The sequence below is a fragment of the Streptomyces sp. NPDC014995 genome, from assembly GCF_043080745.1.
GTDB lineage: Bacteria > Actinomycetota > Actinomycetes > Streptomycetales > Streptomycetaceae > Streptomyces.
Window position 1 is genome coordinate 150,686 of the sequence record NZ_JBIBVX010000004.1, and the last position, 21,049, is coordinate 171,734.

Annotated in this window: 21 protein-coding genes; 3 read left to right on the forward strand and 18 right to left on the reverse strand. The window is 73.4% G+C overall.

The window, feature by feature from the left end:
• Positions 1-78: 78 nt before the first annotated feature.
• From groES to ACF1A1_RS10255, 3 genes are all read right to left on the reverse strand, one after another.
• Positions 79-387 carry a co-chaperone GroES gene (gene groES, locus ACF1A1_RS10245; RefSeq protein WP_039652762.1) on the reverse strand — a complete coding sequence of 103 codons (309 nt, stop codon included), beginning with the start codon at positions 385-387 and terminating at the stop codon, positions 79-81.
• A 223-nt stretch (positions 388-610) separates the two neighbouring features.
• Positions 611-1,423, reverse strand: a complete 813-nt coding sequence (locus ACF1A1_RS10250) for a polysaccharide deacetylase family protein (RefSeq protein ID WP_391998751.1) — start codon at positions 1,421-1,423, stop codon at positions 611-613.
• The gene (locus ACF1A1_RS10255) at positions 1,420-2,355 is read right to left on the reverse strand and encodes a polysaccharide deacetylase family protein (protein WP_391998752.1); all 936 of its coding nucleotides are present in this window, start codon (positions 2,353-2,355) and stop codon (positions 1,420-1,422) included. Before ACF1A1_RS10255 ends, ACF1A1_RS10250 begins: the two co-directional genes overlap by 4 nt.
• Before the next feature lie 90 nt (positions 2,356-2,445).
• Between ACF1A1_RS10255 and ACF1A1_RS10260 the strand changes: the two genes are divergently transcribed.
• Positions 2,446-3,603 (forward strand): methyltransferase domain-containing protein, encoded by a 1,158-nt coding sequence (locus tag ACF1A1_RS10260; protein WP_391998753.1) that lies wholly within the window; start codon positions 2,446-2,448, stop codon positions 3,601-3,603.
• Positions 3,604-3,933: 330 nt separating this feature from the next.
• Here ACF1A1_RS10260 and ACF1A1_RS10265 read toward each other — a convergent pair whose 3' ends face one another.
• From ACF1A1_RS10265 to ACF1A1_RS10285, 5 genes are all read right to left on the reverse strand, one after another.
• Complete coding sequence (locus ACF1A1_RS10265; RefSeq protein WP_391998754.1) at positions 3,934-5,247, reverse strand: RNA polymerase sigma factor; 1,314 nt, start codon at positions 5,245-5,247, stop codon at positions 3,934-3,936.
• A 43-nt stretch (positions 5,248-5,290) separates the two neighbouring features.
• Positions 5,291-5,647: a YciI family protein gene (locus ACF1A1_RS10270; RefSeq protein WP_391998755.1), complete on the reverse strand. Its 357-nt coding sequence runs from the start codon at positions 5,645-5,647 to the stop codon at positions 5,291-5,293.
• Between the two features lie 184 nt (positions 5,648-5,831).
• Positions 5,832-6,905 carry an LCP family protein gene (locus ACF1A1_RS10275; RefSeq protein WP_391998756.1) on the reverse strand — a complete coding sequence of 358 codons (1,074 nt, stop codon included), beginning with the start codon at positions 6,903-6,905 and terminating at the stop codon, positions 5,832-5,834.
• Between the two features lie 94 nt (positions 6,906-6,999).
• Complete coding sequence (locus ACF1A1_RS10280; protein WP_391998757.1) at positions 7,000-8,367, reverse strand: endo-1,4-beta-xylanase; 1,368 nt, start codon at positions 8,365-8,367, stop codon at positions 7,000-7,002.
• Between the two features lie 82 nt (positions 8,368-8,449).
• Positions 8,450-9,553, reverse strand: a complete 1,104-nt coding sequence (locus ACF1A1_RS10285; protein ID WP_391998758.1) for a LacI family DNA-binding transcriptional regulator — start codon at positions 9,551-9,553, stop codon at positions 8,450-8,452.
• Between the two features lie 139 nt (positions 9,554-9,692).
• Here ACF1A1_RS10285 and ACF1A1_RS10290 point away from each other — a divergent pair, with 139 nt between their 5' ends.
• Positions 9,693-12,008 (forward strand): glycoside hydrolase family 3 N-terminal domain-containing protein, encoded by a 2,316-nt coding sequence (locus ACF1A1_RS10290; protein WP_391998759.1) that lies wholly within the window; start codon positions 9,693-9,695, stop codon positions 12,006-12,008.
• A 152-nt stretch (positions 12,009-12,160) separates the two neighbouring features.
• Here the strand turns inward: ACF1A1_RS10290 and ACF1A1_RS10295 are convergent, their stop codons facing one another.
• Genes ACF1A1_RS10295 through tsaB form a run of 4 tightly spaced genes read right to left on the reverse strand, consistent with a single transcriptional unit; the run spans position 12,161 to position 14,732 of the window.
• The gene (locus tag ACF1A1_RS10295; RefSeq protein WP_391998760.1) at positions 12,161-12,412 is read right to left on the reverse strand and encodes a hypothetical protein; all 252 of its coding nucleotides are present in this window, start codon (positions 12,410-12,412) and stop codon (positions 12,161-12,163) included.
• 10 nt (positions 12,413-12,422) lie between these two features.
• The gene (gene tsaD / locus ACF1A1_RS10300) at positions 12,423-13,520 is read right to left on the reverse strand and encodes a tRNA (adenosine(37)-N6)-threonylcarbamoyltransferase complex transferase subunit TsaD (RefSeq protein WP_391998761.1); all 1,098 of its coding nucleotides are present in this window, start codon (positions 13,518-13,520) and stop codon (positions 12,423-12,425) included.
• On the reverse strand, positions 13,513-14,034 hold the full coding sequence (gene rimI / locus ACF1A1_RS10305) for a ribosomal protein S18-alanine N-acetyltransferase (protein WP_391999049.1): 522 nt from the start codon (positions 14,032-14,034) through the stop codon (positions 13,513-13,515). Before rimI ends, tsaD begins: the two co-directional genes overlap by 8 nt.
• A gap of 44 nt (positions 14,035-14,078) precedes the next feature.
• Positions 14,079-14,732, reverse strand: coding sequence for a tRNA (adenosine(37)-N6)-threonylcarbamoyltransferase complex dimerization subunit type 1 TsaB (gene tsaB, locus ACF1A1_RS10310; protein WP_391998762.1), 654 nt, complete (start codon positions 14,730-14,732; stop codon positions 14,079-14,081).
• Between the two features lie 224 nt (positions 14,733-14,956).
• On the opposite strand from tsaB, the gene ACF1A1_RS10315 reads away from it, so the two are divergent.
• A complete protein-coding gene (locus ACF1A1_RS10315; RefSeq protein WP_391998763.1) occupies positions 14,957-15,499 on the forward strand; it encodes a hypothetical protein in 543 nt (180 codons plus the stop codon).
• Between the two features lie 13 nt (positions 15,500-15,512).
• On the opposite strand, the gene ACF1A1_RS10320 is transcribed toward ACF1A1_RS10315, so the two are convergent.
• The 6 genes from ACF1A1_RS10320 to ACF1A1_RS10345 form a co-directional block, all read right to left on the reverse strand.
• On the reverse strand, positions 15,513-15,704 hold the full coding sequence (locus ACF1A1_RS10320) for a hypothetical protein (RefSeq protein ID WP_391998764.1): 192 nt from the start codon (positions 15,702-15,704) through the stop codon (positions 15,513-15,515).
• 180 nt (positions 15,705-15,884) lie between these two features.
• Entirely contained in the window at positions 15,885-16,397 is a 513-nt protein-coding gene (tsaE, locus tag ACF1A1_RS10325; RefSeq protein WP_391998765.1) for a tRNA (adenosine(37)-N6)-threonylcarbamoyltransferase complex ATPase subunit type 1 TsaE, read from the reverse strand.
• Positions 16,363-17,616 carry an alpha/beta fold hydrolase gene (locus ACF1A1_RS10330; RefSeq protein ID WP_391998766.1) on the reverse strand — a complete coding sequence of 418 codons (1,254 nt, stop codon included), beginning with the start codon at positions 17,614-17,616 and terminating at the stop codon, positions 16,363-16,365. The genes tsaE and ACF1A1_RS10330 overlap by 35 nt, the downstream gene beginning before the upstream one ends.
• Before the next feature lie 178 nt (positions 17,617-17,794).
• Positions 17,795-18,970: an alanine racemase gene (alr, locus tag ACF1A1_RS10335; protein WP_391998767.1), complete on the reverse strand. Its 1,176-nt coding sequence runs from the start codon at positions 18,968-18,970 to the stop codon at positions 17,795-17,797.
• 119 nt (positions 18,971-19,089) lie between these two features.
• A complete protein-coding gene (locus tag ACF1A1_RS10340) occupies positions 19,090-20,523 on the reverse strand; it encodes an NAD(P)H-hydrate dehydratase (RefSeq protein WP_391998768.1) in 1,434 nt (477 codons plus the stop codon).
• Between the two features lie 22 nt (positions 20,524-20,545).
• Complete coding sequence (locus ACF1A1_RS10345) at positions 20,546-20,917, reverse strand: holo-ACP synthase (protein WP_391998769.1); 372 nt, start codon at positions 20,915-20,917, stop codon at positions 20,546-20,548.
• Positions 20,918-21,049 lie beyond the last annotated feature (132 nt).

Consider the following 21,049-nt stretch of genomic DNA (forward strand, 5'->3'; position numbering starts at 1 on the left):
CCGGTTTCTTAAGTGGTCGCGGGGGCCAGGGGCGCAGCTTCGAGCAACGAAATTGTGCTTCCGGTATGTCCGGGTGAGTTACTTCTCGATGATCGCGAGAACGTCGCGAGCCGAGAGGACGAGGTACTCCTCGCCGTTGTACTTCACCTCGGTGCCGCCGTACTTGCTGTACAGCACGACGTCGCCGACCTTGACGTCGAGCGGCAGGCGCTCGCCGTTCTCGAAGCGGCCCGGGCCCACGGCGAGGACGGCGCCCTCCTGGGGCTTCTCCTTCGCGGTGTCCGGGATGACCAGGCCAGAGGCCGTGGTCTGCTCGGCGTCGAGCGGCTGGACCACGATGCGGTCCTCGAGCGGCTTGATGGCAACCTTGGAGCTGGCGGTCGTCACGATCCGACCTCCCCCTTCGGAGATCTCACGGGGTTAACTGTCTGAGGTGGCGACCAGGTCGATCCGTCGTCGCGGGTGCCGGACCTGCCCGTCGCGTTGTTGGCACTCTCCAGTGGGGAGTGCCAGAGCTGAGACTATGACCGGGGTTAGCACTCGGTCAAGCGGAGTGCCAATGCCCGCGGCGCGTCGCGGGGTTTTCCGTGGCCGTGGGGTGCCCCTCGGGTCAGAGGTAGTCCTCCAGCCTTCCCACGGTCAGCCCCTGTTCCTGGACCCGCCGCAGCAGTCTCGTCGTCCGTTCCCGGAGGCTCGGGCCCGTCGTCTCGTCGGGGTCGACGGCGACGATGTCGCCGGGGCGGAGGCGGGGGGAGCCATGGGTGTACGTGAGGTCGGTGGGGCCCATGGAGGCGCGCCAGAGGACGATCGCCGTGATGCCGCAGTCGGCGGCGGCCCGCAGGGTGGTGGCGTCGTAAGTGCCGTAGGGCGGGCGGAAGAGGCGGGGGCGCAGGCCGAAGCGGGACTTGAGCTTGTCCTGCTGGCCGCAGATCTCGGCGCGCTGGCCGGCGTAGGGCAGGCCGCGCAGGGCCGGGTGGTCGAGGGTGTGGTTCTGGAGGTTCGCACCGACGGACTGGAGGCGGGAGAAGTGGGCGTAGGCCGGACCGACCACGCTGTCCGTCAGGAACATGCTCACCGGGAGGCGGAGTTCGCGGACCATGTCGACGAAGCGGGGGTCACGTTCGGCACCGTCGTCGTAGGTGAGGAAGACGACCCTGTCGCGGGTGGGGATGTGGTCGACGACCGGGGGGAGGTGGGGGTGGCGGCCGGGGGGCGGTGGTTTCGACGCGGGGGTGGGGGCGGGGGCCAGCGGGGTCGTCAGGCCCCAGCGGCGGTACGGCGGCTGGTGCGGCGCGGGGCCGTGGTGCGGCCGTACCCGGTCCGGCGTCCTCCCGCCCAGGTGGTCGGTCGGCTCGACGGACCGGGCGCAGCCGGTCAGCGTCGCCAGGATCAGCAGTGCGGCCGCCAGCCCCCGGGTTCTCACAGGTAGTCCTCCAGGCGTGCCACCGCGTATCCCTTCTCCGTGACCTTGTTCAGGAACCGGCGGATCATGTCGGGCATCGTGCCCTTCCAGTGGTCGGGGCCGCGGAAGTGGCTCAGGACGATGTCGCCGGGGTGGAGGTCCCGGTCCCACTCGCGGTAGTCCCAGTGGTCGGCGAAGACCTCCTCGTTCCAGAGTGGGGCGTACTTCACGCCGCAGGCCTTCGCGGCGCGCAGGGTGTCGCGGTTGTAGTTGCCGAACGGCGGACGGAAGAGGGTGGGCCGCTTGCCGTAGCGCTTCTCGATCACGTCCTGCATGCCGCAGATCTCGCGCTTCTGGCGCTTGTAGGACAGGCCCGGCAGGTAGGGGTGGTGGAGGGTGTGGTTGTTCAGGCCCACTCCCCCGCGCTGCATCTTCTTGAAGTAGCCGTAGTCCTCCTTGATGAGGTAGTCGCTGAGGAAGGCGGTGTACGGGATCTTCAGCTCGGTCATCATGCGCAGGAACGCCGGGTCCTTCTCGGCGCCGTCGTCGATGGTGAGGAAGACGACCTTGTGCTTGGTGGGGACGGTGGTGAAGACCGGGGGGAGGTCGAGGTCCTCGTGGTCGTCGACCTCGAAGCCGTCGCGGGTGGTGATGTGCGGCTTCCTTACGGGGGGTTCGGGGGCCCTCAGCGGGACCTTCCTCAGGCCCCAGCGTTTCGCCGCCGCGACCCGGTCCGCGTAGTCGGCGCGCAGCTTGTCCGCGTACGAGTTCAGGGCGCCCTCCGGCGGGGCCTGGCCGGGCTGCTGACCGGGGGCGGGACGACTGCCGGCGGGGCCCGGGCCGCCGCCCTGCGCACAGCCCGAGGCGATGGCGGTCAGCGCGAGGACGGCGATGCCACCCCTGAGCCTCACCCGCCGTACGACCTTTTTATCGTTTTGTACGACTGATCCCATGGCGCCGGATCCTCGCAGTCCCCGCCCTGGAACCCCGCCCGACACCGCGGCCGGAGGCGCACCATCCACCGACTGGCCGACAATGAGCCGGTGAACGACCTCGCCCCCCTCCTCACCCCCGAGGGCCGCGCCCTCCTCGACGCCGTGCGCGGCACCGCCCCCGCCGACGAACTGGCCGTCGCCACCCGGCTGCGCCGCGAGCACCCCGCCGAGCTCGTCTCGGCCGCCCTCGGGCAGGCCCGGCTGCGGCAGCGGGCGGCGGCGAAGTTCGGGCCGGACGCCGAACGGATGTTCTTCACGCCCCACGGGGTCGAGCAGTCGACGCGCGCCTCGGTCGCCACCCATCGCGCCGAGCGGCTCAAGGGGCTGGGCGTGGCCTCCGTCGCCGACCTGTGCTGCGGGATCGGCGGCGACGCCATCGCCCTCGCCCGCGCCGGGATCCGGGTCCTCGCCGTGGACCGCGACCCGCTGACGGTGGCGGCGGCGCGGGCGAACGCGGAGGCGCTGGGGCTCGACGGGCTGATCGAGGTGCGGGAGGCCGACGTCACGGACGTCGACACGGACGGCTGGGACGCCGTGTTCGTGGATCCGGCGAGGCGTGGCGGGCGGGGGAGGATCTTCGATCCGGAGGCCTACTCGCCGCCCCTGTCGTGGGCGGTCGGGGCGGCCCTGAAAGCGCCCCACGCCGCCCTGAAGATCGCCCCCGGCATTCCGCACGACGCCGTTCCCGCCGAGGCGGAGGCCGAGTGGATCTCGGACGGCGGGGACGTGAAGGAGGCGGTGCTGTGGTTCGGGACGGCGCCGGGGGCGGTGCGCGCGACCCTGCTGCCCGGGCCGCGCACGCTGCTCGGCACCGGCCTGCCCGACCCCGGCGTCCGTCCCCTCGGCCGCTTTCTCTACGAGCCCGACGGCGCCGTCATCCGGGCCCATCTGGTCGCCGAGGTCGCGCGGGAGGTGGAGGGCGGGCTGATCGACGCGACCATCGCCTACGTCACCGCCGACGAGCACCGGCCCACGCCGTACGCCACCGCCTACGAGATCACCGACCAGCTCCACTTCAACGTCAAGAAGCTGAAGGCGCTGCTGCGGGAGCGGGGCGTGGGCATCCTGACCGTGAAGAAGCGGGGGTCCGCGGTGGAGCCGGAGGAGCTGCGGAAGAAGGTCAAGCCCCAGGGGCCGAACTCGGCGACCGTCTTCCTGACGCGGATGGCGGGGGCGCCGACGATGCTCATCGGGCACCCTGCCTGATCGGCTGCGGGGGTGATCGGGCAGGTTGGCCGATCGGGGCTCGGGACGTCCGCGCTGCCCTGCCGGGCGGCGGGCAGGTCGCGGGCGTCGGCTCGGCCGTGGCGGCGGCCAGCAGCACCGGCCAGCGGGCACGGGGGCCGATCGGGCACGGGGGCCGATCGGGCACGGGGGCGATCGGGCACGGGGGGCGATCGGGCACGGGGGCGATCGGTAAGGGAGCTGATCGGGCACGGGAGCTGAGGGGCACGTGGACTGATCGGGCACCGGAGCCGATCAGGCGCGTGGACCGATCGGCCCGCGTCACCGGCCGGACCTCACCCGCCGGACCCGTCACCCGCCCGCTTCATCCCCCGCCTCTTCCGCCCGGCGCAGCAGCAGGTGCCGTTCGCGTTCGTTGGCGGTCAGTTCGGCCGCACGGGCGAACTGCGCCCGCGCCTCCGCCGGGCGGCCCAGGCGCAGCAGCAGGTCGCCGCGGACGCTGGGCAGGAGGTGGTAGTCGCGCAGGGCGGGTTCGGCGGCGAGCGCGTCGACGATCTCCAGGGCCGGGGCGGGGCCCTGCGCCATGGACACGGCCACCGCGCGGTTGAGCTCGACGACCGCGGAACGGGTGCGGGCCGCCAGGAGGCCGTAGAGGGTGGCGATGGTCGGCCAGTCGGTCTCCTCGTAGGTGTACGCGTGCGCGTGGCAGGCGGCGATGGCGGCCTGGAGGGCGTACGGGCCCGGGGCTCCGGTGGCGGTGGCCTCGGCGCGGGCCAGGGCGGTGACGCCGCGGGCGATGAGCATGCGGTTCCAGCGGCGGCGGTTCTGGTCCTTGAGGAGGACGGGCGTGCCGTCGGGGTCGACGCGGGCGGCCGTGCGGGACGCCTGCAACTCCAGCAGCGCCGCGAGGGCGTGCACTTCGGGCTCCTTCGGCATCAGCGCCGCCAGTTGCCGGGCCAGCCGCAGGGCGTCCTCGCACAGGGCGGGACGCAGCAGGTCGTCGCCGGCGGTGGCCGCGTACCCCTCGTTGAAGATCAGGTAGATGACGTCCAGGACCGAGCCGAGCCGGGCCTCGCGGTCGGGGCCGTACGGCACCTCGAAGGCGATGTTCCTCGTCGCCAGGGTGCGCTTGGCGCGGACGATGCGTTGCGCGACCGTGGATTCCGGCACCAGGAAGGCACGGGCGATCTCGGCCGTGGTCAGGCCGCCGAGCAGACGCAGGGTGAGGGCGATCCGGGCGTCCGCCGACAGCACCGGGTGGCAGGCGGTGAAGACGAGGCGCAGGAGGTCGTCGTCGATGTCGTCGGGAGCGGCCGGCTCCTCGAACGGGACGGCCGTCTCCAGGTCGCGGCCGATCTCCGCGAGCTTGCGGGCGTACGTCTCCCGGCGCCGGACCAGGTCGACGGCGCGGTGCTTGGCGGTGGCGGTGAGCCAGGCGCCGGGGTTGGCCGGCACGCCGTCGCGCGGCCACTGCTCCAGGGCGCTGACCAGGGCGTCCTGCGCCAGCTCCTCGGCGAGGCCGACGTCCCGGACGACACGGGCGACGGCGGCGATGACGCGGGGGGACTCGAGGCGGAAGACGGTTTCGATGGCGGCGCGCGGGTCCGCCGCGGCGCAGGCGCGCGGGTCGTCGTCGCGGGGGTCGGTGGCGGGCTGTTGTTCCACAGCCCACCATCGAACACCCCCGGCGGCCTCGGGAGAAGGAACCTCAGCCCTCCTCGATCTCCCGCACCTCGAGGGTCAGGGTCCACTCCTCGCCGTGCACCTGGAGGAAACGCTTGCCCCATTCGAGCGCCTCGGCCTTGTCCTTGCACTGCGTGATCGCGTAGCCGCCGATGACCTCCTTGGTCTCGGTGAAGGGCCCGTCGGTGGAGGAGATCTCGCCGCCCTTCAGGTGCAGCCGGGTGCCCTGCGCCGTCGGGAGCAGCCCCGCGGTGTCGAGCATGACGCCGGCCTTGGTGATCTCCTCGATCAGCTCGCCCATCCGCTGCATCAGCTCGGGGCTGGGGCCGCCGGCGGGGACGTCGGACTCGTCGATCCGGATGAGCGACAGGTAACGGGGCATGGTGACTCCTCGTGTGCCGTGGCCGGGCTGTTCCCGGCCTCTCACCCTTGCGTCGAGCGGGACCCGGCGGGATCGACATCCTCACCGGAATTCCTCGAAGATTTTTTCCGGCGGTCCCGTCCGGGTGACGGCCGCGACGTGGCCGCGCAGCCGGCGGTGGTGGACGGGCTGCTCGCCCGCCGGGTCAGCCCTGCTTGAGGGACTCCCACAGGTCGCTCGCCGCGGGCTCCTGCGCCACCACCCGGTTGGGGTCCGACGGGGCCGTCACCACCGGCAGGGTCACGGTCGTGACGTTCTCGGCGGACAGGTCCTTCAGGCTCCGGCCGAGTTCCGTCAGCTCGGCGAGGGAGTCCAGGCCGGTGTCGGTGGTGAGGCCGCCGGTGACCGCGTCGGCGACCCGGTAGAGCCGGGTGGGGCTGGTCAGCAGGTCGGTCGAGGAGATCTGCTCCAGCAGGGCCTTCACCAGGATCTGCTGGAGGCCTATGCGGCCGAGGTCGCTGCCGTCGCCGACGCCGTGCCGGGTGCGGGCCAGGGCGAGGGCCCGGGTGCCGTCGAGGTGGTGGGTGCCGGCCGCGAGACGCAGACGGCTGTCCTCGTCGTCGATGTCCTCCTCGGTGGTGACGGTGACCCCGCCGAGCGCGTCCACGAGCTTCGCGAACCCCGAGAAGTCGACCTCGACGAAGTGGTCCATGCGGACGTTCGTCATCGACTCGACGGTCTTGACCGCGCAGACCGGACCGCCCACCGCGTAGGCGGTGTTGAACATGACGCCGTACGCCACCGCCGTCGAACCGCCGGAGGGCAGCGGGCAGGACGGGCGGGTGACGAGGGTGTCGCGCGGGATGCTGACGACGGTGGCGCTGGTGCGGCCGGCGTCGATGTGCACGACCATCGCGGTGTCGGAGCGGGCGCCGGTGCTGTCACCGCCGCCGAGCTCCTGGTTCTCCGCGCCGCCGCGCGAGTCCGAGCCGAGGACCAGGATGGTGACGGCCCCGGTGGGCAGCGGGGTCGCGGAGGCGGTGCCGGACGGGGTCGGGGTGGTCACCGCGCGCGCCGGACGGTCGTCGCCGAGCGCGTTGTCGAGGTCGACGCCCGTGATGTTGTCGTTCAGATGCCAGTAGGCCCAGCCCGCCGCGGCGGCGCCCAGCACCAGGGCGCCCGCGAGGGTGAGGCCGGCGGCCTTGAGCGCTCTCGACCGCCGGCCCTGTCGTCCGTCCCCGTGCCCGTTCGCCTCGTGTCCCGTCACGGGGGAGAACATAAGTCCGAACCATGAGGGGGTTGTGAGGAACGAGGACCCGAGCCGCATTTCTTCGGAATTTCTCATCCCGCGCGGCGGGCGGGACTTCGCGGCCTCAGCCCAGTGTCACCGTCGGCACCGGATTGCTCCCGCTCCACGACCCGTTGAACCCGAAGGTCACCGCACCGCCGTCGGGAACCGTCCCGTTGTACGAGGCGTTGGAACAGGTGACCGTCGCCCCCGACTGGGCGCAGTTCGCGTTCCAGGCCTGCGTGACCCGCTGCCCCGCCCCGTACGTCCAGCTCACCTTCCACGACGACAGCGCCGCCCCCGAGCAGGCGATCCGCACCTGCCCGGTGAAGCCGGTGTTCCACTGGCTGCCGACGCTGTAGGCCGCCGTGCACGCCCCCGTGGGCGGCGGGGTCGTGGTCCCCCCGAGCGCCTCGGCGATCGCGTGGTACGCCGGTTTCGGCGCGTAGTTCTCGTCGTACGGCGTCGCCGCGCCCTCCCCCGGGAAGGTGCTCGGGATCCACGAGTCGGAGTCGGTGAAGCCCCAGACGGTGACGCCGGTGCAGCGGCTCACGGCCAGGCAGGCGTTCATGACCGCCCGGTAGTCGGCGGCCTGCTGGGTGAGCTTCGCGCTGTCCGAGGGCAGCTGCATCCGGATGTCCAGCTCGGTGATCGCCACATCGACGCCGAGGTCGGCGAAGCGCTGGATGTTCTGCTGGAGGGTGGACGGCACCTGACCGAGGATCAGGTGGGCCTGGAGGCCGACGCCGTCGATCGGGACGCCCCGCTCCTTCAGGGACTTGACCAGGTTGTACAGGGCGGTGGACTTCGCGTTGACGCCCTCGACGTTGTAGTCGTTGATGTACAGCTGGGCGGCCGGGTCGGCGGCCCGCGCCCAGGTCAGGGCGTTCGCGATGTAGTCCGCGCCGAGGCCGTTGTACCAGAGGGTGGAGCGGTAGGTGCCGTCCTCGTTGAAGGGCTCGTTGACGACGTCCCAGGCGGCGACGCGGCCCTTGTAGCGGCCGACCTCGGTGTTGATGTGGTTCTGGAGCAGGGTGCTCAGCTGGGCGGACGTCCAGCTGCCGTTGGTCAGCCAGCTCGGGTTCTGGCTGTGCCAGACCAGGGTGTGGCCGCGCACCTCCTGGCCGTGGGCCTCGGCGAAGTCCACGATCTGGTCGGCCTCGGCCCAGTCGTAGGTCCCCCGGGTCGGCTCGACCGAGCCCCACTTCATGGCGTTGCCGGGGGTGAGCCAGTTGAACTCGCGTCCCGCGATGTCGCCGTAGGTCCCGGTGAGTTTGGAGCCGGTGACCGCCGTGCCCATGACCTTGCCCTTGGCGGCGGCGAGGTCGCGCAGCGGTGTGTCGGCGGCGTGGGCGGTCGTGGTGCCGGCGGTGAGCAGGGCGCCGACGGTGGCCGCTCCGGCGAGCAGCGCACGCACGGCCCTGGACGATCCGGATGTTCTGGAGGTTCTCATGGCGGGTGCCTCCGAAAGTTTCGGTTGTACAACCGATTGACTTCGGAGGAGTGTGGAGGCGTCCTCCACACCCGTCAATACGTCAACTTCCGGCCACGGGCGGCGCTCCCGTGCTCGTCCGCACCACCAGACTGGTCGCCAGTTCCACCCGGGTCGCCGTGGGCGCCTCGTCCGACCGCCCCAGCTCCAGCACCAGCCGGGCCGCCGCCTCCGCCATCTCCGTCAGCGGCTGCCGCACGGTGGTCAGCGGCGGGCCGACCCAGCGGGCCACCGGGAGGTCGTCGAAGCCGACCACGCTGACGTCCTCGGGGATGCGCAGACCCAGTTCACGGGCGGCCTCGTAGCAGCCGAGGGCCTGGAGGTCGTTGCCGGCGAAGACGGCGGTGGGCCGGTCGGGGCGGGCGAGCAGCTCGCGGCCGAGCCGGTAGCCGGTCTCGTGGTGGAAGTCGCCGGTCTTGACCATCTCCGGGTCGACCGGCAGCCCGGCCGTCTCCAGGGCCGCGCGGTAGCCGTCGAGGCGGGCCCGGCTGCACATCATCTGCGGGGGCCCGCTGATCACCCCGATCCGCCGGTGCCCCAGCTCGACCAGGTGCCGGGTGGCGGCGAGCCCGCCCTGCCAGTTGGTGGCGCCGATCGAGGGCACGTCGGCGCCCGGGTCGCCCGCCGGGTCCATCACCACGAACGGGATGGAGCGACTGGTCAGCAGCGCGCGCTGGGACTCGTCGAGCCCGGACAGGACCAGCACCACGCCGTGCGGGCGGCGGGCGGCGACCTGGTCGGCCCAGGTCCGCCCGGGGGTGAGCCGCCCGGCGCTCTCGCTCAGCACGACGCTCAGTCCGGCGTCCCGCGCGACGTTCTCCACACCCCGGATGACCTCCATCGCCCACGCGCTCTCCAACTCGTGGAAGACCAGGTCGATCAGGGGCGAACGGGTCGCCTCGGCGCGCCGGCGACGGTAGCCGTGGGCGCGCAGCAGCTCCTCGACGCGGGTGCGGGTCGCGGGGGCGACGTCGGCGCGGCCGTTGAGGACCTTCGAAACAGTCGGCGCCGAGACGCCGGCCTCACGGGCGATCTCCGCGAGTGTGGCGGTCTGCGCCGACCTGGCTTCGGTCCGCGCCTTCGGCCCGCCGCTCGGGGTCGTCGGCCGGTCTTCCGTCCGCGTTTCTGCGGGCTCCGAGGGTGTCATGGCGGCGATCGTATCCCCGCACGACCTCTTGACGAACCCCTCGCCGGGTCATAGGTTCCCGGAACATTCGAAGCACAGCTCGAAACATTCGTTCGTTCGATTCCCGACTGGTGGCTCACCGACCCCTGACAGGAGTTTCATGACCACCGCCCCCTGGCGTGATCCCGCCCTGCCCGCCGCCGCCCGTGTCGACGACCTCCTCTCCCGGATGACCCTGGAGGAGAAGACCGCCCAGCTGTACGGCGTGTGGGTCGGCGCCGACACGGACGGCGACGGAGTCGCCCCGCACCAGCACGACATGACCGCCGACCACGACTGGGACGAGCTGATCACCCGGGGGCTCGGCCAGCTGACCCGTTCCTTCGGCACCGCCCCCGTGGACCCGGCGCTCGGTGCCCGCGCGCTGGCCCGCGCCCAGCGCCGGATCGCCGAGGCGGGCCGCTTCGGCATCCCCGCCGTAGCCCACGAGGAGTGCCTGGCCGGCTTCACCGCCTGGCGGGCCACCGCCTACCCGGTCCCGCTCGCCTGGGGCGCCGCCTTCGACCCGCCGCTGGTGGAGGAGATGGCCCGGCACATCGGCCGCGACCTGCGCGCGGTCGGCGTCCACCAGGGCCTCGCGCCCGTCCTGGACGTCGTACGCGATCCGCGCTGGGGGCGGGTCGAGGAGACGATCGGCGAGGACCCGTACCTGGTCGGCACGGTCGGCGCGGCCTATGTGCGCGGTCTGGAGTCGGCCGGGATCGTCGCCACCCTCAAGCACTTCGCCGGGTACGCCTCCTCGGCGGGCGCCCGCAACCTGGCCCCCGTTCGGGCGGGCACCCGTGAGTTCGCGGACGTGACGCTGCCGCCGTTCGAGATGGCGCTGCGCGAGGGCGGGGCGCGCTCGGTGATGGCCGCGTACACGGAGCGGGACGGCGTCCCGGCCTCCGCCGACCCGGAGCTGCTGACCGGACTCCTCCGGGAGGACTGGGGATTCACCGGCACGGTGGTCGCCGACTACTTCGGCATCGGCTTCCTCCAGACCCTGCACCGGGTGGCGGGCACCCCCGCGGAGGCGGCCCACCTGGCCCTCGAGGCCGGCGTCGACGTGGAACTGCCGACGGTGAAGTACTACGGCGAGGCGCTGGTGACGGCCGTACGGGAGGGGCTGGTCGCCGAGGACCTGGTCGACCGGGCGGCCCGCCGCGTCCTGCTCCAGAAGTGCGAACTGGGTCTCCTGGACGAGGACTGGCGGCCCGAGCCCCCGGGGGCGGCGTCGACCGACCTCGACTCGGCGGCCAACCGCGTCCTGGCCCGCCGTCTGGCGGAGGAGTCGGTGGTCCTGCTCGACAACCCCGACGGCCTGCTCCCCCTGTCCCCGGACAGCCGTATCGCCGTCGTGGGCCCCAGGGCGGCGGACGCGCTCGCGATGCTCGGCTGCTACTCCTTCCCCTCGCACGTCCTCACCCACCACCCCGAGGTGGAGCTGGGCATCGACATCCCGACGCTCCTGGAGTCCCTGCGGACCGAACTGCCCGACGCGAAGGTGACGTTCGCCGAGGGCTGCCCGGTCTCCGACCCGGATCCGACGGGCCTCGAGGAGGCGGTGGCGAGGGCGTCGGAGGCGGACGTGTGCGTGGCGGTCCTGGGCGACCGGGCGGGCCTGTTCGGCAGGGGCACCTCGGGCGAGGGCTGCGACGTGGCGGACCTGCGCCTCCCGGGCGTCCAGGGCGACCTGCTGGACGCCCTGGTGGCGACGGGCGTCCCGGTGGTGCTCGTCCTCCTCACCGGCCGCCCCTACGCCCTCGGCCGCTGGCACGGACGCCTGGGCGCCGTCGTCCAGGCCTTCTTCCCCGGCGAGGAGGGGGGTCCGGCGGTCGCGGGGGTGCTGTCGGGCCGCGTCAACCCCTCCGGCCGGCTGCCCGTGAGCGTGCCGCACGTGGCGGGCGGCCAGCCGTGGACGTACCTCCAGCCGCCGCTGGGCCTGGCCGGAGAGGTCAGCAACCTCGACCCGACGCCTCTGTACCCCTTCGGACACGGGCGCTCGTACACCAGCTTCGCCTGGGAGGACTTCTCCGCCGGGGCGGAGGAGACGGACCTCCCGACGGACGGCTCGTACGACGTGTCGCTGACCGTCCGCAACACCGGCGACCGCCCGGGAGCGGAGGTCGTCCAGCTCTACCTCCACGACCCGGTGGCCTCGGTGACCCGCCCGGACGTCCGCCTGATCGGCTACCAGCGGCTGGAACTGGCCCCCGGAGAGTCGGCCCGCCTCACCTTCCACTTCCACACCGACCTGTCGGCCTTCACCGACCGCGAGGGCCGACGGGTGGTCGAACCCGGCGCGCTGGAACTGCGGTTGGGCACGTCCAGCGCGGAGGTACGGCACACGGCACGGCTGAGGCTCACGGGAGCCGTACGGGAGGTGGGCGCGGCGCGGACGCTGCGCTGCGAGGTCGGGGTGTCGCCCACCTGAGCCACGCCCGGGGAGACGAGGTGGACGCGCGCCGGCCCCGCAGCGGGTCGGACACTCAGCGGGGAACGGGTCGGGCACTCAGCGGGGAAGAGGGGAAAGGCCCACTCCTTGGTGGGCCTTCGCGTACCAGGGTCGCCGAGGCCGCCCCGCCCCTACTCCACCACCTCGAACCGCCACCGGTGCACCGCCCGGCCCACCAGCTCCCCCGCGGGCTCCGGCAGTTCGGGAAGCTCCGCGTCGTACTCCGCGTCCCACCACGTGATGACCAGGACCCGGTCCTGCGGTGCCCGGAAGACCTCCCGGCGCAGGGGTTCACGGGGGAGCCGCTGCCCGCGCGCCCACCCCAGCAGGTCCTCCCCCCGTCCCGCCGCCGCCCGGGCCTCCCACATCAGGGCGACCGTCATGCCGTGCTCCTCACGCGTACAGGTTCTCCTCGCCGACCTCGTGGACGTGGTCGTGGCCGTGGTCGCGGCCGGGGACGTGCGGGTCCGTCACCGGCAGCGACGAGTCCGCCGAGAGGTCCCAGTCGGACGCGGCCCGGCCGCGGGCGACCATCTCCGCGCCCAGGGCGGCGACCATCGCGCCGTTGTCCGTGCACAGCTTGGGACGCGGGACGCGCAGGCGGATGCCGGCCGCCTCGCAGCGCTCCTGGGCCAGCGCGCGCAGCCGGGAGTTGGCGGCCACGCCACCGCCGATCATCAGGTGGTCGACGCCCTCGTCGCGGCAGGCCCGTACGGCCTTGCGGGTCAGGACGTCGACGACCGCCTCCTGGAAGGAGGCCGCCACGTCGCGCACCGGCACCTCCTCCCCCGCCGCCCGCTTCGCCTCGATCCAGCGGGCGACCGCCGTCTTCAGACCGGAGAAGGAGAAGTCGTACGCCGGGTCGCGCGGGCCGGTCAGGCCGCGCGGGAAGGTGATCGCCTCCGGGTCGCCCTCGCGGGCGTAGCGGTCGATGACCGGGCCGCCCGGGAAGCCGAGGTTCAGCACCCGGGCGATCTTGTCGAAGGCCTCGCCCGCCGCGTCGTCGATGGTCGCGCCCATCGGGCGGACGTCGGAGGTGATGTCCGAGGAGAGCAGCAGGGAGGAGTGGCCGCCGGACACCAGCAACGCCATCGTCGGCTCCGGCAGCGGGCCGTGCTCCAGCTGGTCCACACAGATGTGGGAGGCGAGGTGGTTCACGCCGTACAGCGGCTTGCCGAGCGCGTACGCGTACGCCTTCGCCGCCGACACGCCGACCAGCAGCGCGCCCGCCAGACCGGGGCCCGCCGTCACCGCGACGCCGTCCAGGTCCTTCGCCGAGACGCCCGCCTCCTTCAGCGCGCGGTGGATGGTCGGCACCATCGCCTCCAGGTGCGCCCGGGAGGCGACCTCCGGCACCACCCCGCCGAAACGGGCGTGCTCGTCGACGCTGGAGGCGACGGCGTCGGCCAGCAGGGTGGTGCCGCGGACGATGCCGACGCCGGTCTCGTCGCAGGAGGTCTCGATGCCGAGGACGAGCGGTTCGTCAGCCATTGATCTCGGTTCCTTGCACTGATGTCGATTCCGCGGCGGGGCCGCTCTTGGGTGCTGTGGTCAGGCGCATCACCAGGGCGTCCACGTTGCCCGGCTGGTAGTAGCCCCGCCTGAAGCCGATGGGTTCGAAGCCGAAGCGCTCGTACAGCTTCTGGGCGCGGATGTTGTCGACCCGGCACTCCAGCATGACCTCGGCGCACTCGAAGGCGGTCGCCGCGCGCAGGAGTTCGGTGAGCAGACGGGAGCCGAGGCCCGTGCCCTGGTAATCGCGGGCCACGGCGATGGTCTGGATGTCGGCGCCCGCGGCGGAGCCGCTGTCGGACTCGGTGCCGGAGGAGGCCAGGCCCGCGTAGCCGACGATCCGGTCGCCGGCCTGGGCCACGACATAGCGGCGCGTCGCCTCGGGACCGCGCGCGTGCGCCAGCTCGGACCAGAACATGCCCCGCGACCAGGCGTCCTCGGGAAAGAGGTCCTTCTCGAGTTCCAGGACGGGGTCGATGTCCCACCAGCGCATCTCGCGCAGCACGGGAACGACGGGCGCGGGAGTGTCGGACTCGGTCACTTGGGGGTGACCACCTTGTAGTTCTTGGGGACCTGGGCATCGGGCCGGCGCAGGTACAGCGGGCGCGGCGCCGGGAGGTCCTCGCCGGCCGCGAGCTTCTCGGCGGCCAGCGAGGCGAGGGCCGCCGCGGACACGTGCTCCGGCTCGTGCGCCTTCGGGAAGGTGTCGGGGTAGAGCAGCGCGCCGGCACCGACGGCCGGCAGCCCCGCGACCTGCTCGGCGATGTCCGCCGGGCGGTCGACGGCGGGATCGGTGAGCCGGGTGCGGGAGTCGGCGTAGCGCGCCCAGTAGACCTCCTTGCGTCGGGCGTCGGTCGCCACGACGAAGGGGCTGTCGAGGTCGGTGGCGTAGGCGAGGCCGTCGAGGGTGCACAGGCCGTGCACCGGCACGCCGAGCGCGAGCCCGAAGGTGTCGGCGGTCATCAGGCCGACGCGCAGCCCGGTGTACGGGCCGGGGCCGACGCCCACGACGATCCCGGTGACGGCGTCGAGCGCGTGTCCCGCCTCGGCGAGGAGGCGGTCCACGGCCGGCAGCAGCAGCTCGCCGTGCCGGCGGGCGTCCACCTGGCTCGACGAGGCGATGACGTCCGTGCCGTCGTGCAGGGCGACGGTGACGGCGGGAGTGGCGGTATCCAGAGCGAGCAAGAGCACGCAAACAGCCTACGGCTCCTCGGGCCCGTGCCGGACGTCCAGCCGTCCCGCACGCGGTCCCGGCCGCCGGCCGCCCCCGCCCGGCCGACACGGTTCCCCGCCCGGGCCCCGGCCGCCCCGGTCAGGGCCCTGCCGACTGCTAACGTCGCCGCGAGAACGTCGTACGAAGTACGACGTACAGCTAATAAATACGACAAATAAGTACGACAAAGGAGTGGTCGCCGGTGGCAAGCAGCAGCTCGACCCTCGTCGCCGGACTCACCGCGGCGGCCGTCGGCACGGTCGGGCTCCTCGCCTACCAGGCGTCCGCGAACGTCCCGGACACGATCGGCAAGCCGCAGGTGAGCGCGCCCGTGTCGAAGGCACCCCGCGACAAGAAGCACCCCACCGCGCTGCCGGCCGGCTCCGGCAACGGCGAGCGGGTCGTGTACTCGGTGGACGACGACCGGGTGTGGCTGGTCGGCGAGGACGGCAAGGTCCAGCGGACGTTCACGGTGACCCCGGGCAGCGTCGACCCTCCGCCGGGTACCTACGCGGTCACCTCCCGCTCGAACACCGCCACCGGCACCGACGGCACGCCCATCGAGCACGTGGTGCGTTTCGCGAGCGTGGGCGAGGTGGTCATCGGCTTCAGCGCGGCCGTGAGCGGCTCGACCCGGCCACCCGACCCGGCGGTGCGCACGGGCGGCATCCGGCAGTCACGCGCGGACGGCGACGCGATGTGGCGGTTCGCGACGATCGGGGAGCGGATCGTCGTGATCCGCTAGCCGGCCGTACGGCTCACGCGGCTTCCCGGTGACCGGCCGGCTCGCCGGGAGCCGCGGGCCGCACGGGCGCGGGCGCCGCGGGCTCGGGAGCGCGCGGCGGGCGGGACACCGCCTCCGCGGCCGCGCAGGAGGCCAGCAGATCGCGCATGGACACCCCGGCGAGGGCGAACGGCCGCGGCTGGACCTTGGGCTCGGTGGCCGACATGGACGCCTCCTGGGGGCCGGGGCGGCCCTGGTTAGGTACACCTAACTACGGACTGGATACCATGTGACCACGCCCAGGACACCGAACGCAACATCTTGCCGACGTCTTGTCGGAACGTTCATGCGAACGTCGGACACGACCGACCCGCGCCACGACCCGAAGACCCGACGTCCGCTGCCCTCAGGCCGCCAGCACACTCAGGTCGGCCGACGCCCACCGCTCCCCGAGCCCGGTGACCGTCACCTGCCGCACCTCGTCCGTCGTGTCGCCGACGGCCCGGTGGATCCGCACCTGAAGCCGCTCGTCCGCCAGCTCCTCGACCTTGCCCTCGCCCCACTCCACGACCACCACCGACTCGGGCAGCGACACGTCGAGGTCGAGGTCCTCCATCTCGTCGAGCCCGCCGGACAGGCGGTACGCGTCGACGTGGACGAGCGGCGGGCCGTCCCCGAGGGACGGGTGGACGCGGGCGATCACGAACGTCGGGGAGGTGACCGCGCCCCGCACCCCGAGCCCCTCGCCGAGCCCGCGCGTCAGTGTCGTCTTGCCCGCGCCGAGCTCCCCGCTGAGCATCACGAGGTCGCCCGCGCGCAGCAGCTTGGCCAGGCGACGGCCCAACTCCCGCATCTGGTCGGGAGAGTTGACGATCAGCTCGGTCTCAGCCGGGTTGTGCGGTGCTGCTGGTGCTTCCATAGCCACCCACGGTAGCCCCTGCGGGCACGGCACCCGCGCGGGTGAGCAGGTCGGCGAGGCGGTCGGTGACGACTTCCGGGTGTTCCAGCATCACCAGGTGCCCGGCGTCCGGGACGAGGACCAGTTCGGCGTCCGGCAGCAGGTCGGCGATGGCCTCGCTGTGCTCGCTGGGCGTCACCAGGTCCCCGATGCCGGCCAGCACCAGCACCGGCATGTCCTGGAAGCAGGCGAGCGCCTCGGTCTTGTCGTGGTCGGTGAAGGCCGGGTAGAACTCGGCGACCACGTCGATCGGCGTGCCCTCGATCATCCGCTCGGCGAACCGGGCGACGGCCGGGTCGACGTCCCGGGAGGCGAACGAGTACCGCTTGATGATCCCGGCGAAGAGATCGGCGGTCGCCCGCCGCCCCTTCTCCACCAGCTCCGCCCGCTGCCCCAGCGCCTTGAGCACCCCGGGAAGCACCCGCCGTACGGCGTTGACGCCCGCGACCGGAAGTCCGAAGTTGACCTCGCCGAGCCGTCCGGAGGACGTACCGACGAAGGCGGTGGCCACGACCCGATCACGGATCAGCTCGGGGTACTGCGCGGCCAGCGCCATCACCGTCATCCCGCCCATGGAGTGCCCGACGAGCACGATCGGCCCCTCGGGCGCGGCCGCGTCGATGACGGCCTTCAGATCGCTCCCCAGCTGGTCGATGGTGACCGGCGCGCCGTCCCGCACCTGGTCGGCCCCGCGAGCGGAGCGGCCGTGGCTGCGCTGGTCCCAGTACACGGTCCGTACGACACCGCGCAGGGCCGCGCGCTGGAAGTGCCAGGAGTCCTGGGTGAGGCAGTAGCCGTGGCTGAAGACGACGGTGACGGGGAGGGGTGCCTTGCGGCCGAAGAGCCGTTTGCGGCGGGATGCCGGGCCGCCCTCGGGCTCGACGTCGTCGAGCTCGTAGTACAGCTCGGTGCCGTCGTCGGCGTACGCCTTGCCGGGGGTGCCCCGCAGGGCGCCGTACGGACCCGCCGCGTCGAGGGCCAGCCGGGCCTTGGCGCGCATGCCGCGGCCCACGGTCATCCGCTCCAGCGCGACGCCGGCCGCCGCGCCCGCGGCGATCACGCCTATCGCGGCGCCGGCGATACCGGTCGCCCGGCGCCAGCTCCCGGCCGCCCCCGTGGCGGAGGCGGCGACGGCCGCCGAGGCGGCACTCGCCACTGCCTCCGCACTGCTCTCGCTCACGTACCGCTCCTCTTCGGCCGACGCCTGTGATCCCGTGATGACTCGTGTGGCTGTGGTGCAGGTGGTGCCAGTGGTGCAGGTGATGCCGGTGGTGCCGGTGGTGCCGGTGTGGTGCGCGCGAGGGCCATGAGCGCAGCCCTTCGACAGGTGCCCCTACGGACGCTCCCCCGCTTGCGGGTTACCCGTCCTGTTGCTCATTCACATAGACGCGGGGAACCCGTGCTCCGATGCGCGTGACGATCTCGTAGCCGATGGTGCCCGCGGCCTGCGCCCAGTCCTCCGCGGTGGGCTCGCCGCCGTCGCCCGGTCCGAAGAGCACCGCTTCCGCGCCCGGCCCGGGCTCGTCGCCGCCGAGGTCGACGACGAACTGGTCCATCGCGATCCGGCCCGCGACCGTACGCCACTTGCCGTCGACGAGCACCGGGCCGGTGCCGGAGGCGTGCCGGGGGACGCCGTCCGCGTACCCGAGGGGCACCAGGCCGAGGGTGGTCGCGCCGGGGGTCGTGTAGTGGTGGCCGTAGCTCACGCCGTGCCCGCCCGGGACCCGCTTCACGAGGGCCAGGGACGCCGCCAGGGTCATCACCGGACGCAGGCCGAAGTCGGCGGAGGAGCCCAGCTCGGGGCTGGGCGAGACGCCGTACATCGCGATGCCCGGGCGGACGAGGTCGAAGTGGGTCTCCGGAAGCGTCAGCGTGGCCGGCGAGTTGGCGATGTGCCGCACCTCGGGCCGTACGCCCTGCCGCTCGGCGTACGCCACCATCTCCCGGAAGCGGGAGAGCTGGGCGGCGATGGACGGATGCCCGGGCTCGTCGGCGCAGGCGAAGTGCGACCACAGCCCGGTGATCCGGACGAGTCCCTCGCTCTCGGCGCGCAGCGCCTCGGCTACCAGTTCGGGCCAGTCGGCGGGCTGGCAGCCGCCCCGCCCGAGGCCGGTGTCGGCCTTGAGCTGCATACGGGCGGTCCGCCCGGCGAGCCGGGCCCCCTCGACGGCCTCGCGCAGCGCCCACATCCCGCTCACGGACACGTCGAGACCGGCCTCGACCGCCTCCCGCCAGGGCCCGCCCGGCGTCCACAGCCAGCACATGATCCGCACGTCCGCCGGCAGCCCGGCCCCGGCGCGCAGTGCGAGCGCCTCCTCGGGTGTGGCGGTGCCGATCCAGGTGGCGCCCGCCTCGACGGCGGCACGGGCGCACGGCACCGCGCCGTGGCCGTACGCGTCGGCCTTCACCACCGCCATGAACGCCGCACCCGGGGCCTTGGCCCGCAGGGTCCGCACATTGGCCCGCAGCGCGGCCAGGTCGATCTCGGCGCGGGCGCGCGACGGGTGGGCGGTCGGCTGTGCAGTCTCACTCATCGTGCCCAGTGTCTCAGAGGCCTCGGACACCCCCTGAGAGCCGGGCCAGCGCCCCCGCACTCACACCCGGTCACCCGGCCCCGGGACAGCTCACTGCGGGAGCACCCGCCGGCCCCGCCTCAGCCCCGCACCACGTCCCGCCAGGCCCCCGCGACGGCCGCGGCCACGTCGTGCGCGCCCACCGGCGCCCCGTCCGCCGCGAACCGCCCCGCCAGGCCGTGCAGATACGCTCCCGCACTCCCCGCGTCCACCGCCGGCAGCCCCGCCGCCAGCAGCGATCCGACCAGCCCCGACAGCACGTCCCCGCTCCCGGCCGTGGCCAGCCACGACGTCCCCGTCGCGTTCACCCGGACCGTCCCACCGCCCGCCTCCGCGACCAACGTCGTCGATCCCTTCAACAACACCGTCGCCCGGTACCGCCCGGCCAGCTCCCGCACCGCGGCCAGCCGCCCCGCCTCGACCTCCTCCCGCGCCACCCCCAGCAGCGCGGCGGCCTCCCCCGCGTGCGGAGTCATCAACGTCGGCGCCGTCCGGGCGCGCACCGCCCCGGCCTCCGCCAGCCGCAACGCGTCCGCGTCGATCAGCACCGGAACCTCCGCGGCCAGCACCTCCGCCACCGTGCCGGAGTCGTCCCCGACACCCGGCCCGACGACCCAGGCCTGCACCCGCCCGGCGTGCCCGGGCCCCTGGTCGGACACGAGCGTCTCGGGAAACCGCGCGATGACGGCCTCCCCGGCGGGGCCGACGTACCGCACGGCCCCCGCCCCACCGCGCAACGCACCCGCCACGGCCAGCACGGCGGCCCCCGGATAACGCGCGGACCCGGCGGCGATCCCGACCACCCCCCGCCGGTACTTGTCGCTCTCCGCACCCGGCACCGGCAGCAACGCCGCCACCTCCGCGTGCTGCAACGCCTCCAGCTCGGCCCGCTCGGGCAGTTCCAGCCCGATGTCGACCAGCCGCACCGACCCGGCGTACTCCCGCGCCGGATCGATCAGCAGACCCGGTTTGTGCGTGCCGAAGGTGACGGTGAGGTCGGCCCGGACGGCCGCTCCCCGCACCTCCCCCGTGTCCGCCTCCACCCCGCTCGGCAGATCGACGGCGACGACCGCCGCCCCCGACCCGGCGACGAGCGCCGCCAGCGCGGCGGCGTCCTCACGCAGGCCACCGCGCCCCCCGATCCCGACGATGCCGTCGAGAACGAGGTCGGCCCGCCGCACCACCTCACCGGCGGCCCCCGGCGGGACCGTGCGCCCACCCGCCCGCCGCAGGGCCGCCAGCCCTCCGGCGTGGGTCCGACCGGGAGCCAGCAGCACGGCGGTCACCCCGGCCCCGCGCCGGGCCAGCCGGGCACCCGCGTAGAGGGCGTCGCCGCCGTTGTCCCCGCTGCCGACCAGCAGCACGACACGGCGCCCGTACACCCGTCCCAGCAACTCCGCACACGCGGCGGCGAGCCCGGCAGCGGCCCGCTGCATGAGCGCCCCTTCCGGAAGCCGCGCCATCAATTCCCGCTCGGCGGCCCTGACGGTGTCCACACAGTAGGCAGTACGCATGGCTCTACCCCTACCCCCGCACCTACCCCTCCGCCACCACCACCGCCGAAGCCACCCCCGCGTCATGACTCAGCGACACGTGCCAGGACCGCACCCCCAACTCCGCGGCCCGCGCGGCCACACTCCCCCGCACCCGCAACCGGGGCTGCCCGCTGTCCTCCACGAACACCTCCGCATCCGTCCAGTGCAGCCCCGCCGGCGCCCCCAACGCCTTGGCCACCGCCTCCTTCGCCGCGAACCGCGCCGCCAGCGAGGCGACCCCCCGCCGCTCGCCGCTCGGCAGCAGCAACTCGCTCTCGAGAAACAGCCGTCGCGCCAGCCCGGGCGTCCGCTCCAGCGACGCCGCGAACCGCTCGATCTCGGCCACGTCGATGCCGACCCCGATGATGCTCATGCCGAGCACCCTACGGCCGACCCCCGGCAGCCCCGGCCGCCCACACCATTGTCGGAGGCGACTGCTAGCCTGCGGCGACTCGACACATGATCACACCAGTCACACAAACAACCGCCGCGCGCCCTGGGGGGC